General features: G+C 51.8%; 14 protein-coding genes and 3 tRNA genes. 15 read left to right on the top strand and 2 right to left on the bottom strand.

Translation table 11 applies throughout. The features are described from left to right. Positions 1-28 precede the first annotated feature (28 nt). The 7 genes from gltX to ACN084_RS03885 all read left to right on the top strand — a co-directional run bounded on the left by gltX (position 29) and on the right by ACN084_RS03885 (position 6,452). Positions 29-1,546, top strand: a complete 1,518-nt coding sequence (gene gltX / locus ACN084_RS03915; RefSeq protein WP_419105957.1) for a glutamate--tRNA ligase — start codon at positions 29-31, stop codon at positions 1,544-1,546. 220 nt (positions 1,547-1,766) lie between these two features. Then, a tRNA-Gln gene (locus ACN084_RS03910) sits at positions 1,767-1,838 on the top strand. Positions 1,839-1,873: 35 nt separating this feature from the next. Beyond that, positions 1,874-1,946, top strand: a tRNA-Glu gene (locus ACN084_RS03905). Between the two features lie 160 nt (positions 1,947-2,106). Further along, positions 2,107-2,179, top strand: a tRNA-Glu gene (locus ACN084_RS03900). A 115-nt stretch (positions 2,180-2,294) separates the two neighbouring features. Further along, the gene (locus tag ACN084_RS03895; RefSeq protein ID WP_419105956.1) at positions 2,295-4,052 is read left to right on the top strand and encodes a dynamin family protein; all 1,758 of its coding nucleotides are present in this window, start codon (positions 2,295-2,297) and stop codon (positions 4,050-4,052) included. 3 nt (positions 4,053-4,055) lie between these two features. After that, positions 4,056-5,771: a dynamin family protein gene (locus ACN084_RS03890; RefSeq protein WP_419105955.1), complete on the top strand. Its 1,716-nt coding sequence runs from the start codon at positions 4,056-4,058 to the stop codon at positions 5,769-5,771. 18 nt (positions 5,772-5,789) lie between these two features. Beyond that, positions 5,790-6,452, top strand: coding sequence for a GNAT family N-acetyltransferase (locus ACN084_RS03885; RefSeq protein ID WP_419105954.1), 663 nt, complete (start codon positions 5,790-5,792; stop codon positions 6,450-6,452). A gap of 118 nt (positions 6,453-6,570) precedes the next feature. Here ACN084_RS03885 and ACN084_RS03880 read toward each other — a convergent pair whose 3' ends face one another. Then, complete coding sequence (locus ACN084_RS03880; protein WP_419101421.1) at positions 6,571-7,308, bottom strand: IclR family transcriptional regulator; 738 nt, start codon at positions 7,306-7,308, stop codon at positions 6,571-6,573. Positions 7,309-7,524: 216 nt separating this feature from the next. Here ACN084_RS03880 and leuC point away from each other — a divergent pair, with 216 nt between their 5' ends. From leuC to ACN084_RS03850, 6 genes are all read left to right on the top strand, one after another. Continuing rightward, on the top strand, positions 7,525-8,958 hold the full coding sequence (leuC, locus tag ACN084_RS03875; RefSeq protein WP_419105953.1) for a 3-isopropylmalate dehydratase large subunit: 1,434 nt from the start codon (positions 7,525-7,527) through the stop codon (positions 8,956-8,958). A 66-nt stretch (positions 8,959-9,024) separates the two neighbouring features. Continuing rightward, the gene (leuD, locus tag ACN084_RS03870) at positions 9,025-9,612 is read left to right on the top strand and encodes a 3-isopropylmalate dehydratase small subunit (RefSeq protein ID WP_419105952.1); all 588 of its coding nucleotides are present in this window, start codon (positions 9,025-9,027) and stop codon (positions 9,610-9,612) included. Positions 9,613-9,928: 316 nt separating this feature from the next. Continuing rightward, positions 9,929-11,251: a UDP-N-acetylglucosamine 1-carboxyvinyltransferase gene (gene murA / locus ACN084_RS03865; RefSeq protein ID WP_419105951.1), complete on the top strand. Its 1,323-nt coding sequence runs from the start codon at positions 9,929-9,931 to the stop codon at positions 11,249-11,251. Position 11,252: 1 nt separating this feature from the next. Continuing rightward, the gene (locus ACN084_RS03860) at positions 11,253-12,032 is read left to right on the top strand and encodes a lysophospholipid acyltransferase family protein (protein ID WP_419105950.1); all 780 of its coding nucleotides are present in this window, start codon (positions 11,253-11,255) and stop codon (positions 12,030-12,032) included. 7 nt (positions 12,033-12,039) lie between these two features. Continuing rightward, positions 12,040-13,125, top strand: coding sequence for an NAD(P)H-dependent glycerol-3-phosphate dehydrogenase (locus ACN084_RS03855; RefSeq protein ID WP_419105949.1), 1,086 nt, complete (start codon positions 12,040-12,042; stop codon positions 13,123-13,125). Positions 13,126-13,180: 55 nt separating this feature from the next. Further along, on the top strand, positions 13,181-14,332 hold the full coding sequence (locus tag ACN084_RS03850; RefSeq protein ID WP_419101415.1) for a D-alanine--D-alanine ligase family protein: 1,152 nt from the start codon (positions 13,181-13,183) through the stop codon (positions 14,330-14,332). An 87-nt stretch (positions 14,333-14,419) separates the two neighbouring features. On the opposite strand, the gene ACN084_RS03845 is transcribed toward ACN084_RS03850, so the two are convergent. Beyond that, positions 14,420-14,947 (bottom strand): DUF3515 domain-containing protein, encoded by a 528-nt coding sequence (locus ACN084_RS03845; protein ID WP_419101414.1) that lies wholly within the window; start codon positions 14,945-14,947, stop codon positions 14,420-14,422. Between the two features lie 120 nt (positions 14,948-15,067). Between ACN084_RS03845 and ACN084_RS03840 the strand changes: the two genes are divergently transcribed. Beyond that, positions 15,068-16,138, top strand: a complete 1,071-nt coding sequence (locus ACN084_RS03840; protein WP_419105948.1) for a hypothetical protein — start codon at positions 15,068-15,070, stop codon at positions 16,136-16,138. Next, positions 16,135-17,205, top strand: a complete 1,071-nt coding sequence (locus tag ACN084_RS03835; RefSeq protein WP_419105947.1) for a thiamine-phosphate kinase — start codon at positions 16,135-16,137, stop codon at positions 17,203-17,205. Before ACN084_RS03840 ends, ACN084_RS03835 begins: the two co-directional genes overlap by 4 nt. Positions 17,206-17,277 lie beyond the last annotated feature (72 nt).

Here is a 17,277-nt window from a genome sequence, read left to right as displayed (position 1 = left end):
GACTAAGAAAGAACTGTAAAAACACCCCATGACAGATATGACCGTCAAACTCAACAACCCCGCCGAAACCCGCGTACGATTCTGCCCCTCACCAACAGGCACACCGCACGTCGGCATGGTACGCACCGCACTATTCAACTGGGCGTACGCACGCCACACCGGCGGTAAACTTATCTTCCGTATCGAAGACACCGACGCCGCACGCGACTCCGAAGAATCCTTCAACCAAGTACTCGAATCCTTGCACTGGCTCGGAATCGAATGGGACGAAGGCGTTGGTGTCGGTGGCCCGCACGCACCCTACCGTCAGTCCGAACGCGGAGAACTCTACCAAGACGTCATCAAAAAACTCGTAGACGGCGGATACGTTTATGAAGACTTCTCCACCCCAGAAGAAGTAGAAGAACGTCGCCGTTCACGCGGTGAAGACCCAAAACTTGGGTACGACAACTTCGACCGCAACCTCACCGAAGAACAAAAAGAACAATACCGTGCCGAAGGGCGCCAGCCCGTTCTGCGTTTGCGTATGCCCGATGAAGACATCACCTTCAACGACCTCGTACGTGGCGAAATCACGTTCAAAGCCGGCACCGTACCCGACTATGTGGTGGTTCGCGCCAACGGTAAACCGCTCTACACTCTCGTTAACCCTGTTGATGACGCTCTTATGGGTATTACTCATGTGCTTCGTGGTGAAGACTTGCTTTCTTCCACACCGCGTCAGATTGCGCTTTATCGTGCGCTCGTGCAGGTTGGTGTGGCACAGTTTATCCCCGAATTTGGGCACCTTCCATACGTGATGGGTCAAGGCAATAAGAAACTCTCTAAACGAGACCCAGAGTCAAACCTGTTCTTGCTACGCGATAGCGGCTTCATCAAAGAAGGCCTGCTCAACTATCTCGCCCTGCTCGGTTGGTCGCTCTCACACGATGAAGACATTTTCACTATTAATCAGCTCGTAGAACACTTCGACGTTAAAGATGTTCTCGCTAACCCGGCACGTTTTGACGTGAAAAAGGCTGAGTCCATTAACGGTACGCATATTCGCCGTCTTGACGCCGAAGACTTCTGCCACCGACTCGTCCCATACCTACACGCTGGGGGAGTACTACCCGTTGAAACGTTTGCAGAGCTTTCAGCAGAACAGCAGAACATTTTGACCGAAGCTGCACCACTGGTTCAAGAGCGTATGCAGCTGCTCGGTGAAGCACCCGGTATGCTCGGGTTCTTGTTCATTGCTGATGAGCAGGTCACTATTGCTGAGGACGCTCGTAAACAGCTCAAAGAGTCTGCCCCCACCGTGTTGCAGGCTGCGCTAGATGTGCTCGAACCTCTCGAAGATTTTACGGCTGAGAACATTCAGCAGGTGCTTCGTGAAGCCATTGTTGAGGGCCTTGAGATTAAGCCTCGTTTGGCGTTTGGTCCGTTGCGTACTGCCATTTCGGGTGCGCGTGTTAGCCCACCATTGTTTGAGTCAATGGTGATTCTTGGTAAAGAATCTTCGTTGAATCGTTTGCGTGCTTTGCACACAGACCTCAGCGCATAAAAACACAACCGCACCTATTGCACAGCACAGCGAATAAGTGCGGGTAATAGGGGAGTGCCCTCATGCCTACGTTGGCATGAGGGCGCTCCTGTTATGAGGGGCTGTTCACCTTCACCGCTAAAATGTGACACATGTCTATGTTCTTTAATTTGCGTGAGTAGAAAAACTCGTATAGAGTTATTACTCGTTGCGAAGATGAGTTCATCTGAGTAGCACATAATGGGATATGGTGTAATTGGCAACACTACGGTTTCTGGTACCGTCATTCTAGGTTCGAGTCCTGGTATCCCAGCGATGTTTTCTCTCCTTGCAGAAGAAAATATTTTCGGCCCCATCGTATAGCGGCCTAGTACTCCGCCCTCTCACGGCGGCAACACCGGTTCAAATCCGGTTGGGGTCACAGGCTAAAACCCTCCAATGTTCTCATTGGAGGGTTTTTCTATACCCTAAAAACAGCACGCCTCACAACACCTAACATCTTGTGACGTGGTTCATGAGGGTTTGAGTTGTAGCAAACACAAAACACCTAGTAGACTACACAGGTAGGTCACAGACCATACGGCCCCATCGTATAGCGGCCTAGTACTCCGCCCTCTCACGGCGGCAACACCGGTTCAAATCCGGTTGGGGTCACACACTAAAACCCTCCAACCCTATGGTTGGAGGGTTTTTCTTATATGTTTTAACAAACAAAAAACCTCCACCCAAGAACCACAGCAGAACACCCAACAGCCGGTAAGATAAAGCTGTGGAAAAAACAAACACAACACCTCGCACCGCACCAAACATCACCGCAGAACTCGACGCCATGCGCCGAGCACGAGACACCCTCGAAAACATCACACTGCCACTAGAAACCACCGAAATCGACGAACACCGTGCACTACTGAAAAAAACACGCACCCAACTCGACGACTACGTACTACCACGCCTCGCCACACTCGACGCACCACTAACCGTCGTCGTAGGCGGCTCCACAGGCGCCGGCAAATCAACACTAGTTAACACCCTCCTTGGGCAGGCCATCACACGCTCCGGCGCAATACGCCCCACCACACGCCAACCAGTCCTCATCCACCGCGAAGAAGACGCCCCAGCACTGGCCCCAGAGCGTATCCTGCCACACCTCGAACGCATCCAAACCCACGACGGAAAACTCGTCGGAGCAGACCCAACACTCACCGACCAAATCTACACCGTCCAAACACAGAACATACCCGCCGGTATTGCCCTCATCGACGCACCCGACGTAGACTCCGTCAGCGAAGACAACCGCCGACTCGCAAAACAACTGCTCTCTGCCGCAGACCTCTGGCTCTTTGTCACCACCGCAAACCGCTACGCCGACGCCGTACCCTGGGAATTACTCACCGAAGCCGCTGCACGCGACATCACTATCGCGGTCGTACTCAACCGTGTACCAGAAGGCGCGGAACAAGAAATTGAAGAAGACCTCCGCCACATGCTACAACGTGCCGGAATCACCCCAGCACACCTACTAACCGTCAACGAACAAGAACGCGACGAACAGGGCATGCTCTCACGCATGAGCATCACCTCACTGATTTACTGGCTCAGCGAACTCGGCGCAAACTCCGAAGAACGCACCCGCATCGCACAACAAACCCTCGAAGGAGCAATACGAACAGCCGCCACCCGTATCGAAGCCCTCGCACACGCCCAAGAACAACAACACGACACTGCTCAACGACTCACCTACGCCGTTGAAGACTCCTATATTCAAGCCGTCAAAAACGTTATCGAATCAACACAAGACGGCGCGCTCCTACGCGGAGAAGTCCTCTCACGCTGGCAAGACTTCGTTGGTACCGGAGAATTCTTCCGCAACATCGAAACCAGTATCGGACGACTGCGCGACAGAGTCTCAGGGTTCTTCAGAGGAAAACCCAGCCAAGCCATCGTCGTTGAACAAGCACTCGAAGTCGGCTTGCACTCAGTGATCGTAGAACAGAGCGCACAAGCGGCAGAAAACGTGCAACGCCGCTGGAACGAAGAACGCGCAGGGCGAGCACTCCTTGCCGGAGAAGACCTCGGAAAACTCCCTGAAGACCTCCCCGCAACTGTTGCCGAAGAAATCCGCCAATGGCAACAAGACATCATGAAAATGATGACAGAAGAAGGCGCAGGCAAACGACAACGCGCCCGCTTCCTCTCACTTGGAATCAACGCCGCAGCCGTTATTCTCATGGTTGCTGTCTTCTCTATGACCGGCGGACTGACCGGAATTGAAGCCGGTATTGCCGGCGGTTCTGGCGTGGTTGGCACTAAACTCCTCGAAGCAGTCTTCGGAGAAGACGCCGTACGACGTATGGCTCAAGGGGCACGTAAAAACCTCGAACTACGTATCCAAAAAATCTTCTCAGAACACGCCACCACCTTCATCCAAAAAATTGATGAGAACCACCTCGGAGCATCCACCAACGAAGTGCAAGAAGCCGCACGCACTGTTGCGCAGGTTGCTCAACAACTCAAAAGGGGACGCTAAACGATGCCCGCAACACGAGAAAACCACATGACCACACTCTCCGCTAGAGTTGACGCACTCAACCATGCTGTAGAACAAGGCACCGGAAGGGTCGCCCCCGAAACGCTCACCTACGCCCAAGACGTTCTCGACCGCACTAAACGCCGCCGAGAACTCTCCTCAGAACACACCGTCATTGGGTTCTTTGGGGCAACAGGTTCGGGAAAGTCATCCCTTTTCAATGCCGTCATTGGTGAAGATATTGCCCGTAGTGCAGCACGACGCCCCACCACCTCCACCGCGCAAGCAGCTATCTGGGGTGAAGAAGGCAGCGAACAACTACTGAACTGGCTAGAAGTAGAACACCGTGTCGTGATGGACACCCACCCCGAACACGCTGTGCAAGCACTCAACCAAGCTGATATTCCGCTATCGCACGGGCTGTGGAATAAAGTGCGCTCTGCCATCGGTAAAAGTGCCACCGAAAAACGCTCTGGCGGGCTCATCCTCCTTGACCTACCAGACTTTGACTCCGTCGAAAAAGCGAACCGCCGTATCGTGGAACGTATGGCAGGGTGCGTGGACGTGCTCGTCTGGGTTTTTGATCCACAAAAATATGCTGACGCCGTCATTCACCACGAGTTCATTGCACCCATGGCAGAACACGGTGCGGTCATGATGGCTGTGATGAACCAGTCCGATAAGCTACATGCTGAAGAAATACCTGCTGTTCTCGACTCTCTCGAACGTCTACTTGCAGAAGACGGGCTGAGCCGTTCACTCTTGAGCAAACCCCTGGCAGTCTCGGCACGAACCGGTTATGGTATCGAATCGTTACGCGGAGCGCTTGGGCGAGTTGCCGCCGAAAAATCAGCGGCTCTAGAACGTATCGACGCAGACCTCGACACCGTCCACCAAAAACTTGGTGAATATGACGGCGGAGGATACCCCGACGGTGTGACCGGCACTGGTGTGCGTCTGCTAGATCATGCGCTCTACGAAGCTAGTGGTGCACCTGCTGTTGTGAAAGTTGCTGAAAAATCTTATCGACTGCACGCAAGCGCACATACCGGTTGGATTGCAACCCGTTGGATGCTCAAATTCAAACCAGACCCTCTCAAACGACTCAACTTGCATCGTGCTGGTGAAGAGAAAACGCTCACCCGTTCATCGTTGCCACCGATGAATGAGACGCAAAAGTCAGTGATGAGTTCGGGGATTCGCCGTTTTGCAGATGGTGTCTCGGAAGGGGTTGGGCAGCCGTGGAGTCATAGTATTCGTGAAGCGGCTCGCTCCCGTCAAGAAGAACTTCCTCAAGCGCTTGAACGGTGTATTGCCACTACCGACTATCAGGCTCAGAAAAAACAATGGTGGTGGCATCTGCTGAACATAGTGCAGTGGCTTGCGCTCTTTAGCGCGGTTGCTGGTCTGCTATGGCTTACCGTTTTAGCGTGTGCCGGATATTTTCAGCTACGCTTACCAGCCCCACCCTATGTAGAAGGGTTCCCGTTCCCGCTCCCCACATTATTAGTGTTGACCGGTATTGGTTTGGGTTTGTGTGTTGGGTTATTGGGGCGTTTCTTCTCGTGGATAGGGCAGAAGTTCTATGCGCGAAAAGTGTCTCGTCAGATTGCTGGTAACATTGCCCATGTCTCTGAAGAGTACATTGTTGATCCTGTACGTTCGGAAGTCAGCAGACATGCCTTGTTCTGTGAATCTTTAGAGCAGGGGCAACGCTAAAAATATTGAGGAGCCGTCGTGCCTGAACAAGAGATAACGTTACCGAAGGAGCTTTCTATCCGCTTATATGAAGAGCGTGATGAGCTTTCTTGGGTGCGTTGTCGTCTCCTCTCCTTTTTAGATTGCAGTTATTTTGACGACGTACACCGCTACCGTGAACTCTACGAAAACCCTGCCGTCTGTGTGGTTGCCACTTGCGACGAACAGGTCGTGGGATTTTTAGATATTGAGTATGAAGAAGTCGCTGGGCAAGTGTGTAGCACCGAGGGGGAGCGTGGCGGTGTAATGTGGCATCTTGGTGTTTTGCCAGAATACCGTCAGATGGGTGTTGCCACGAAAATGTTTGAGTTCGCGTGTGAACGTTTACGCGCTGTCGGCGTTTTTCGTATTCAAGCGTGGACTCAAGACGATGTTCCCGCGAACTCTTGGTATCGTGCTCAAGGATTTGAACAATTTACCGCGCATTTGAATGTGTTTGCGCGAGGCCTTATAAGCAAGGGACAGATGAGTGACTTGCTACCTGGTATTGAAGATTCGTGGAAGTATCTTCCGCATATTCGTTCGCTGAACTTTGAGGCCCCTTGTGAAGCGCGTGAAGAGTTAGAGCGGCTCAGCTACCGTATCCATGAGGTGCGTGGCTATGAGTTGAATCTACAACCTGAGACTTCACCGAATATGTAGAGGTGTGCTAAAACTTTTTGATAACGCTACGGCCCCCTGTTGGCGTGTATTTTCCTTTGTGAAAGTTTCTTGGAAGATACACCCTTGGGGGTGCCGTAGTTTTTTGTCTCGTAGTGTTTTAGGAGGCGTTGCGTAGCGCGTCAGTTAGTTGTGCTGCGGCTTGGCAGACAACTTCTGCGTGGAGTCGCCCCGGCTGACGGGTGAGACGTTCAATGGGGCCAGAGATAGAGATAGCGGCGATGACTTTACCGGTTGGTCCGTGTACAGGTGCCGAAACTGAGGCTGTGCCGCGTTCTCTTTCTCCTACGGATTGTGCCCAGCCACGTCTACGAACTGCCGCTAACATGGTGGCGGTAAAGCGTGCGTTGCGTAGGCCTTCAAGAAGTCGAGAGTGATCTTCCCATGCGGTGAGTATTTGTGCGGCGGAGCCTGCCTTCATGGAAAGTTGTGTTCCTACGGGGATGGTGTCGCGTAGTCCGATGGGGCGTTCTGCTGAGGCGACGCATACACGCCAGTCTCCTTGACGGCGGTACACCTGAGAACTTTCGCCGGTAACGTTTCTGAGGTTGTTGAGGATAGGGCCGGCGGCACTAATGAGTCGGTCTTCGCCGGAGGCGGAGGAGAGCTCGCCAATACGTGGGCCGAGGGCGAATCGTCCTTGGGAGTCTCGTGAGACGAGCCGGTGGTGGACGAGTGCTACTGCTAGGCGGTGTGCGGTAGGGCGAGCGAGCGCGGTTGCTTCAACGAGTTGGGAGAGGGATGCAGGGCCAGACTCGAGTCGGTTGAGGATGGCTGCTGCTTTGTCGAGAACTCCTACCCCTGAGGATGTTTTGAGTTCTGGTTTGTCGTTGGTCATGGATTCCTCCAAGTGTGTAGCGTGGGGGGGGGGGGGGGGCCGCTTGATAGGTGCTTCATAGGTAGATGCTACTTAATCAGCACCATGATAGATATTTATGCATGTGTAGGTAAAATTATTACATTCTCAATATGTGATATGCAAGTTCATTTTATGGAAAGTTCCACTCTTTCTCGACAAAATATAAACAACATCACCACAGCACAAGGAAAAACCATGAAAGAAAGCACCCCAGACGCCCACATACACACACCCCGCACCCTCGCCGAAAAAGTATGGCAAGCCCACACCGTCGTCACCGGAGACAACGGAAAACCAGACCTACTCTACATCGACCTCCACCTCGTCCACGAAGTCACCTCACCCCAAGCATTCGAAGGCCTACGACTCGAACAACGCCCCCTACGGAGACTCGACCTCACCATCGCCACCGAAGACCACAACACACCCACCGAAAACATCTTCACCACCATCGCCGACCTCACCTCACGCACCCAAATCGAAACACTCCGCAAAAACGCCCAAGAATTCGGCGTACGCATCCACTCACTCGGAGACATCGAACAAGGCATCGTCCACGTCGTCGGCCCCCAACTCGGACTCACCATGCCCGGAATGACCATCGTCTGCGGAGACTCCCACACCTCCACCCACGGAGCATTCGGCGCACTCGCCTTCGGCATCGGAACCTCAGAAGTTGAACACGTCATGGCAACACAAACACTGCCACTAGCACCCTTCAAAACCATGGCCATCAACGTCGAAGGCACCCTCAAACCAGGAGTCACCGCCAAAGACATCATCCTCGCCGTCATCGCCGAAATCGGCACCGGCGGAGGACAAGGCTACGTCCTCGAATACCGCGGCTCCGCCATCCGCTCACTCTCGATGGAAGGACGCATGACCATGTGCAACATGTCCATCGAAGCCGGAGCACGCGCCGGAATGGTCGCCCCCGACGAAACCACCTTCGAATACGTCAAAGGACGCGAACACGCCCCCACCGGAAAAAACTGGGAAGAAGCGCTCGCCTACTGGAAAACCCTACCCACCGACGAAGGAGCTGTCTTTGACCGAGAAATCTTCATCAACGCAGACGAACTAGAACCCTTCGTCACCTGGGGAACCAACCCCGGACAAGGCGTACCACTATCACACAACGTGCCACACCCCGAAGACTTCGCAGAAGAAAACGACAAAGTAGCCGCAGCGAAAGCCCTCGAATATATGGGACTCACCGCAGGCACCCCCATGAAAGACATCCCCGTAGACGTCGTCTTCCTCGGCTCCTGCACCAACTCCCGCATCGAAGACCTACGCGCCGCAGCAGACATCATTAACGGACAAAAAATTGCCCCCGGTGTGCGTATGATGGTCGTCCCCGGCTCCCAAAAAGTACGTGCACAAGCAGAAGCAGAAGGACTCGACAAAATCTTCCAAGACTTCGGTGCAGACTGGCGTTTTGCCGGATGCTCCATGTGCCTCGGCATGAACCCCGACCAACTCGCACCAGGGGAGCGCTGCGCCTCCACCTCCAACCGCAACTTTGAAGGACGCCAAGGCAAAGGTGGACGCACCCACCTCGTCTCACCATTAGTCGCAGCAGCCACCGCCATCCGCGGCACACTCAGCTGCCCCAGCGACCTCTAACCCCAACACCACACAACTAAGCCACCCAACACACAAGGAACACAACACACAAGGAACACAACACCGATGGAACCCATCATCAAACACACCGGAATCGGAGTACCACTACACGCCTCCAACGTAGACACCGACCAAATCATCCCCGCCGTCTACCTCAAACGCGTCACCAAAACAGGATTCGACGACGCACTCTTTGCCAACTGGCGCAAAGACGAAAACTTCATCCTCAACCAAGAACCCTACAAACACGGCAGCGTACTAGTTGCAGGCCCCGACTTTGGCACTGGTTCTTCCCGTGAACACGCCGTATGGGCACTCAAAGACTACGGATTCAAAGTCGTTATCTCCGCACGCTTTGCCGACATCTTCCGCGGAAACTCCGGAAAACAAGGACTGGTCGCCGCCCAAGTACGTCAAGATGACGTTGAACTCCTCTGGAAAACCCTCGATAACGAACCCGGTACAGAAATTACCGTAGATCTCGAAACTAAAACCATTACTTGCGGGGCACTGACCGTACCTTTCCACATCGACGACTACGTCCGTTGGCGTCTCATGGAAGGACTCGACGATATCGGGCTCACACTCCAACACGAGGACGCCATCACCGAATACGAAAAAAACCGTCCAGCATGGCTACCTAAAACCCAATAAAATATGTAACACCATTTTGTGCCAACATAAAAGGGGACAACCTTTACCCTCTTGATAAAGTTCACAGTGTACCGAATAGCACCCAAAACCCCTAAAAACCCGTGAAAAAATGTCATGAGAACCGCTTTTTGATATTGAACACTCAAACTAAACACAAAGACAGGGCTCTCATGACTTATTGTTAAGTAAAGTTCACTGTAGTTTTATGTGGACGACTCTTTATACGAGAGTCCAAAAACATAGGCACAGCACCAAGCTATGCCGGATCGCTCGCACATAAAGAACATCCGGTTCTTACTTATACGATTGGAAGCATATGATCAGCGCACTGCGAATTGAAGGTGGAACCCCACTAGTAGGTGAAGTGAAAGTACGCGGAGCTAAAAACCTCGTACCTAAAGCAATGGTTGCTGCTCTCTTAGGCAGCTCACCTTCTCTATTGCGCAATGTTCCAGAAATCAAAGACGTCAAGGTCGTTACCGACCTCGTAGAACTACACGGCGTCACCGTCGAACACAACCGCGAAACCGGTGAACTAACACTCGACCCAAGCAACGTCTCCCGCGCCGAAAACGCAGACATCCACGCACACGCAGGAGATTCCCGCATCCCCATCCTGCTCTGCGGACCACTACTACACACCCTCGGCGAAGCTTTCATTCCAGACCTCGGTGGCTGCCGTATCGGTGACCGCCCCGTAGACTTTCACTTCAAAGTGCTTCAAGACTTCGGCGCAAAAATCGATAAGCAAGAAAACGGCATTTCGATTAAAGCGCCTAAAGACGGCCTCAAAGGTAACACCATTGAACTCAGCTACCCATCTGTAGGTACCACCGAGCAAGTTCTGCTCACTGCAGTCCTCGCACAAGGTAAAACGGAGCTTAAAAACGCTGCTGTTGAGCCTGAAATCATGGATCTTATTGCCGTCTTACAGAAAATGGGCGCGGTCATCACCGTCGAAACAGACCGCCAAATTATCATTGAAGGCACCGACCGCCTCGAAGGCTACACACACGATGCACTACCAGACCGTAACGAAGCAGCATCATGGGCATCTGCAGCTCTTGCAACCGGTGGAGACATCTTCGTACGTGGTGCAAACCAAAAAGACATGAGCACCTACCTCAACGTCTTCCGTAAAATGGGTGGCGGTCTCGACATCCGCACCGACGGTATCCGTTTCTATCACCCCGGTACTGAGCTTAACCCGCTTGTTCTGGAAACTAACGTTCACCCCGGCTTCATGACAGACTGGCAACAGCCCCTCGTCGTCGCGATGACCCAAGCACAAGGTGTCTCTGTTCTTCACGAAACCGTCTACGAAAACCGTTTCGGCTTCACCGACGCACTCATTAAGATGGGCGCAACCGTACAAGTTCACCGCGACTGCCTTGGCCCTACCGAATGCCGTTTCGGAAATAAGAACTTCCGCCACTCCGCAATCATCACCGGAAAATCAAAACTTCGTGGCGCAGACATCAACGTCCCAGACCTACGTGGTGGCTTCTCTCACGTTATCGCTGCACTTGCTGCAGAAGGCACCTCAAACGTCACCGGAGTATCTGTTATCTCCCGCGGTTACGAACACTTTGGTGACAAGCTCACAGCCCTTGGCGCAAAATTTGAGGTTATCGACTAACATGACAGGTTCACAGCCACGGCAAGCATTGACAGGACTTAAACCCACTCCTTCTGGTGACGCACTATACCGCGTACTAGGACACAGTGCACGAGTGCTCTACCACTGCTTAATGGGACTGAAAATCGAGGGAATTGAAAAACTCCCACGAGACCGCGGATACCTCGTCGTCTCTAACCACCTTTCAGAAGTAGACCCCATTACGATTGCCTACCCTGTGTTCCTCACCGGAACTTTACCCAGATTCCTCGCAAAAGAATCACTCTTTAGAGCACCCGTCATCGGCTGGATTCTTCGCAAACTTGCTCACATCCCCGTGGCACGAGGATCCATCGACGCGCGTAAATCATTAGAGACCGCGCAAAACGTGCTCGAATCTGGGGGAGCTGTGGTCATCTACCCTGAAGGAACTCTCTCCGAAGACCCTCAAGGGTGGATGATTGCAGCACGAACCGGCGCCGCACGACTCGCCTTCGCAACAGGAGTTCCGGTTTACCCCATCGCCCACTGGGGAGACCAAGAATTTCTATCCCCAACAGGTAAGTTCCGCCCTTTCCCTCGTAAAAAAGTGCAGGTTAAAATCGGTGACCCTATCGACTTCTCTGACCTTCAAGGAAGCAGCCCAGCAGCGGCACCCACTAGAGAAGACCTCACCACTGCCACAGAGCGTATGGTCTCAGCCATTACCGCACTATTAGAAGACATCCGAGGTGAAAAAGAGCCAGAAGGGCGCTGGAACCCCATCACCAGACGGCGCGAACTACCCGGAGAAAAACATTAGGAGAACCATGAGCGTTGCCCCAGCTACCACAGCCCAAAACACCAACAACATCCGCAAAATTGCTGTTCTTGGCGCCGGTAGCTGGGGCACTGCTTTTGCTAAAATCACCGCAGACACCGCACGCGAAAAGAACAGCGGAATACAAACCATCCTCTGGGGACGAAACCCCGAACGTATGGAACAATGCCGTGCTACACGGATGAACACCGCATACTTTCCACAGCTCGTGTTGCCGGAGAACCTAGAGTACACCTCCAACATCTTGGAAGCCTTAGCCGGCGCCGACATCATTGTGCTAGCAATACCAGCACAATCATTGCGTGAACAGTTCAAAAACTTCATCACACACATCCCTCCACATGCGATTCTGATATCACTTGCTAAAGGGTTAGAACAAAACACTGGGCTAAGAATGTCCGAAGTGATTGTTCAAGTTCTTGAAGAAGCTGGAGACCCGCACGCCATCGAACGCGTAGCTGTGCTCTCAGGCCCCAACCTCGCCCGAGAAATTGTTGCAGAACAACCAACAGCTTCTGTTATCGCCGCACACCACGAAACTACTGCAGCGCTACTGGCTGAACTATGCAACTGCTCATATTTTCGCCCCTACACAGGAACCGATATTATTGGTGTAGAAATAGGCGGAATTGTCAAAAACATTATCGCCTTATGCGTGGGAATCTGCGAAGGAAAAGACTACGGAGATAACTCCAAAGCATCAGTGATGACCCGTGGCCTTGCCGAGACTACCCGCTTAGCAGTAGCACTCGGCGCAGACCCCCAAACATTGAGCGGACTAGCCGGCATGGGCGACCTCATCGCAACCTGTTCCTCTTCTCTCTCACGAAACCACACCGCCGGGCGACTACTGGCTGAGGGAGTACGACCAGAACAACTCAATGAAGTGATGACACAAACTGCAGAATCTATCAAGTCGGCTGCAGCCGTCGTCGAACTTGCCCATCAACACCACGTTGAAATGCCTATCTGTGAAGCTGTCGTGGCAGTATTGAACGGAACCCTGACCGTTGAAACTCTTGCCCCACGACTTCTTGGCAGAACCCTCAAACACGAAAACCATACACAACGCTAGAATAAGTGTTGTTACTTTTCCCCGACACCCCTAAAAGAGACTTTGAGAGAGTTACATGTCTAATAGCACCGTTACCAAACCCACCGTTGCAGTACTTGCCGGTGGAACATCTTCAGAACATTCCGTGTCTCTTGTGAGCGCATCGGGTGTACTCAACGCCATTGATACTCAAACCTACGATGTTGTCGTTATCGGCATCACCGAAGAAGGCCGCTGGTATTTAAGCTCTCCTGAAGAAATCAACAAACTCGTGAACGAAGCGGCACAAGAAACAGCTCAAACAGGCAAAGAAGTCAAAGCATACTTCCGCGGTTCACAAGAACAAGTTTTCCTTCCCCTCGGTGAAGGCGACTCAAAACTTCGTCTATGCTCAGAAGGCGCTACAGAATTTCGTCTAGGCCCTAGCATCGACGTCGTATTCCCCGTACTGCACGGACCCTTTGGCGAAGACGGAACGGTGCAAGGTCTCCTCGAAAGTGCAGGCCTCAAATACGTTGGATGTGGTGTTGCATCTTCTGCTATCGGTATGGATAAGCACTTCATGAAAGTTGCGTTTGAATCTGCTGGACTGGATGTTGGACCCTACGTCGTCGTCACACACCGCCAATGGAAAATGAACCCTGAACAAGCTCGACAAGAGATTAACAAACTCGGATACCCCGTGTTCGTCAAACCAGCGCGTGCTGGTTCCTCCTACGGAATTAGCAAAGTTGAATGTGAAGCAGACCTAGACGCCGCTATTGCCGAAGCACAAAAACACGACCCCAAAATTATTATTGAAGCAGGTATTGACGGTCGCGAACTCGAATGTGCCGTACTTGAAGTGTCTTCTACGGAACTTCCCATCAGCTCATATGTTGGTGAAATTATCAATGAGGACCAAAAATTCTATGACAGCACAGAAAAATATGATCCTAAGAGCAAGACCAAAACAGTTTGTCCTGCCACATTAGATGAAGACACCCATACACGTCTTCGTGCTCTAGCAGTTCAGGCTTTCCTCTCCCTAGACTGCGAAGGTCTTGCTCGTGCAGACTTCTTCTACACTCAAGAAGGAAAGCTCGTTATCAACGAAGTGAACACGATGCCTGGCTTTACTCCTATCAGCATGTATAAAACAATGTGGGAGAAAACTGGACTCAAATACACAGATCTCGTAGATCGTCTTATTGCATTGGCCCTTGAGCGCCCACTAGGCTTGCGCTAAAACCTAAGAATGCCTCTCATCATGGCAACAAGCTTTTAATCAGGAGTTTGGCTAACACAGAGACGTTAGCCAAACTCCTGATGATGTTTAAGAATCTAAACGGAGCTCGTCACTAAGGTTCGTGCACACCTTAGTCTGGGGGAGCTGTTTCACCGCCGAACTAAGGTGAACTAATAACGTCGAGGAAGAAATTTTTTCGGCGTCAAAAGTGACACGTATGGCTGGAGAACGTCCAAAAGTTGTAGCATCCCACGTTCCTGTTGGCTGCTGAACCGACTGCTGAGCCTGTTCTTGTTCTTTTGAAGGTTTAAGAATCCAATCTACGCCATTGACAGAAACACAAGGGTCTGACACCGGCTCCTGTACACTCACCCCGCATTTGAGAACCACAACACTTGGATTCCCCCACGCTGTTGTCGCTTGAGCGGTAGTCTCCCGTTGAGAAAAACCACCAAGTTCTTGAGGCATCGCCACCATCGCATACGCACAACGTGGGTTCGCTGCATCTTCTGCAGGGGTCAGGTACACCGCACCAGCACCACATCCGCTGAGCGGCATAGTCGCTAGGCAGAGTGCAGAGGTGACACGAACAGAGGTTTTCTTCAAGATACTCACGTTCTCATTCTATCGTCGTACTCACGAAAATACCTCTTCACACTACTCGCGTACCCTCCCAGACACCTGATAGTGTGGGTAAAAGCTTGAGAACTTATCAAGAGAGTGAAGGAGGTTCACATGTCTAAACAACATAACATTGTTATGGTCAGCGCCGGTACTTTATGCGCATTAGCTATGTCTTTTATGACGTTCCCAGCAGACGCCCAAGACGCTTTACCTCCTACCACTGAACCGACAGCCTCTCCAACGGCGCTACCATCGACTCCGCTCAATCCTCCTACCACGCAAACACCAACGGCAGAACCTACCGTGCCAGCGGACCGAGAAGAACCTACACCACCCATAAATTCTGAGCCTACAACAACACCATCTGCCCCCGCTGAGGGAGGGGGTATTCTTCCTTCACCCAGTCCCTCCTCATCACCAGCACCCACACCTTCCGCCTCATCAGAGCCTAGTGCACCTCAAACACCAACACCTGAGACGACTCAACCTAGTGAACCAACAGAACCTAGCCCATCTCAAGATCCAACACCCAAAAAGCCTGATGAGGGAATTGGCGCTGGCGCCAACACTACTCCTGCGCCACCTCAAACATCAGAACCGACAGCTGCCCCATCACCAGCACCAACAACACCTGAACGTGAAAACTCACCTGCAACTGGGCAAGAAGGAAATACCACAGCTGACCGTGAAGAAACTTATCAGCAACTTCACCAATACGAGACCGTTACACCCGAACTTCCTAACAACACACCTCAAAACGAGCTACCTGAAGAAGCTACTCAAGATAGAACCTTCTCTATGCAAGAACAGCTCAATAGCTTAGGAACACCACTAGAGCCATCCTCTTTCGCAGAGACAAACTCTACGGGAAACAACTCACCCAACTTCGCCAATAATGACCGAAAAAACGCTCAACCTAATACTGCAGAATGGGTGGAAGACTACCTCAATAACAGTCATAAAACTGCTCATACTGAAAAGAACGCTCAACGTTTAGGCGTATTCGGCACTGAATCTGCAGAACATAGCTCAAATACGGTGACTGCTTCAAGTGCACGCACCCGCGGTAAAGCCATCATCGAAGGATATATACCCACCGTCCTATTCTCTCTTTTTGGGCTTGGCGGAATCTTCTACGTCATCCGTCAATTTATGCGCGAATCAACAGCTAAAGACCTATGAACCTTACCTCGCACGTCAAAGACTTTAACGAAGAACAACTCTTAGAAATATTCTTACCCATCTTTGAAGAACACAATCAACGTGTTGCACAAAGACTCGAAAAGGTTCACAAACCGAACCCCTGTATTCTTGGTGCAGGAGATGACAGCGCCATTTTCTCTTTTAACCAGGGGCTAACCGTGATGAGTATTGATACTCAAACAGAGAATCAAGACTTTCGCACCCAATGGGTGAGTGGCCACCAAAGTAGCGGATACGATGTCGGCTGGAAACTCGTCACCCAAAACATTGCAGATATTGTGGCCATGCGTGCAGTACCTCAAACGCTATTGATAAGTCTTAGCCTTCCACCACAGACACCTTGCCAATGGCTACAAGACTGCGCACACGGAGTTGTCGATGCCTTATCCCATAACGAAGCTCAAGAATGCACAATCTCTGGGGGAGACCTTGGCGCATCAACAGAAATATCTATTACCGTCACCGCGGTAGGACGATGCCTAAGCGAACCGGTACGACGTAATAACGCACGTCCTACCGACATTATCGCCGTTGCCGGTGAACTTGGCACTGCCGCGGCGGGGTTTGCCCTCCTTGATAGTCCCGAATTTTTAGGGGTTAATAACCCTGAATTATTAGACCTTGTATATACCCAAAAACGTCCCAGCACGCCTCTAACACTTGGGTTATCTGCAGAAACTGCTCATTCCATGATGGACATTTCAGATGGGCTTATACGTGACGGGCAACGTATCGCCAAAGCGTCAAAAGTCTCGATGGATTTCTCTCTTCACCTTCTAGAAAAAGACCTGAAGAAGCTTCTCCCCGCCGCCCAGTGGCTCTGCCAACATACTCAAAAATACGCAACATCCACCCCCGAGCACCTGGCGAAACAATGGGTTCTATACGGGGGAGAAAACCACTCTATGCTGGCAACTTTTTCATCGTCAGAAAAGCTCCCTCAAGGTTTTAGAGCCGTTGGCACATGCACTATTGCCACCTCCACGCCACAACTTTTTATTAATCACGAACCTGCAACAGAATACGGGTGGGATCACTTCTCATAACCTTGCACCTTATGCGAAATAAAGATTATGGTTCTGCCTGATACGTTTCTATAATGTCTCTTAGATAACGCA

This window comes from Rothia sp. P7208 (genome assembly GCF_048512915.1).
Lineage (GTDB): Bacteria > Actinomycetota > Actinomycetes > Actinomycetales > Micrococcaceae > Rothia.
Note: the sequence above shows the minus strand (reverse complement) of the source record. Positions and strands in the feature narration are given on the sequence as shown.

Excerpts from the sequence above, each read along its gene's own strand:
- ACN084_RS03880 (WP_419101421.1), bottom strand. The coding sequence starts at position 7,308 with ATGACCAACGACAAACCAGAACTCAAAACATCCTCAGGGGTAGGAGTT.
- leuD (WP_419105952.1), top strand. The coding sequence starts at position 9,025 with ATGGAACCCATCATCAAACACACCGGAATCGGAGTACCACTACACGCC.
- murA (WP_419105951.1), top strand. The coding sequence starts at position 9,929 with ATGATCAGCGCACTGCGAATTGAAGGTGGAACCCCACTAGTAGGTGAA.
- ACN084_RS03855 (WP_419105949.1), top strand. The coding sequence starts at position 12,040 with ATGAGCGTTGCCCCAGCTACCACAGCCCAAAACACCAACAACATCCGC.
- gltX (WP_419105957.1), top strand. The coding sequence starts at position 29 with ATGACAGATATGACCGTCAAACTCAACAACCCCGCCGAAACCCGCGTA.
- ACN084_RS03860 (WP_419105950.1), top strand. The coding sequence starts at position 11,253 with ATGACAGGTTCACAGCCACGGCAAGCATTGACAGGACTTAAACCCACT.
- ACN084_RS03850 (WP_419101415.1), top strand. The coding sequence starts at position 13,181 with ATGTCTAATAGCACCGTTACCAAACCCACCGTTGCAGTACTTGCCGGT.
- leuC (WP_419105953.1), top strand. The coding sequence starts at position 7,525 with ATGAAAGAAAGCACCCCAGACGCCCACATACACACACCCCGCACCCTC.
- ACN084_RS03890 (WP_419105955.1), top strand. The coding sequence starts at position 4,056 with ATGCCCGCAACACGAGAAAACCACATGACCACACTCTCCGCTAGAGTT.
- ACN084_RS03835 (WP_419105947.1), top strand. The coding sequence starts at position 16,135 with ATGAACCTTACCTCGCACGTCAAAGACTTTAACGAAGAACAACTCTTA.
- ACN084_RS03840 (WP_419105948.1), top strand. The coding sequence starts at position 15,068 with ATGTCTAAACAACATAACATTGTTATGGTCAGCGCCGGTACTTTATGC.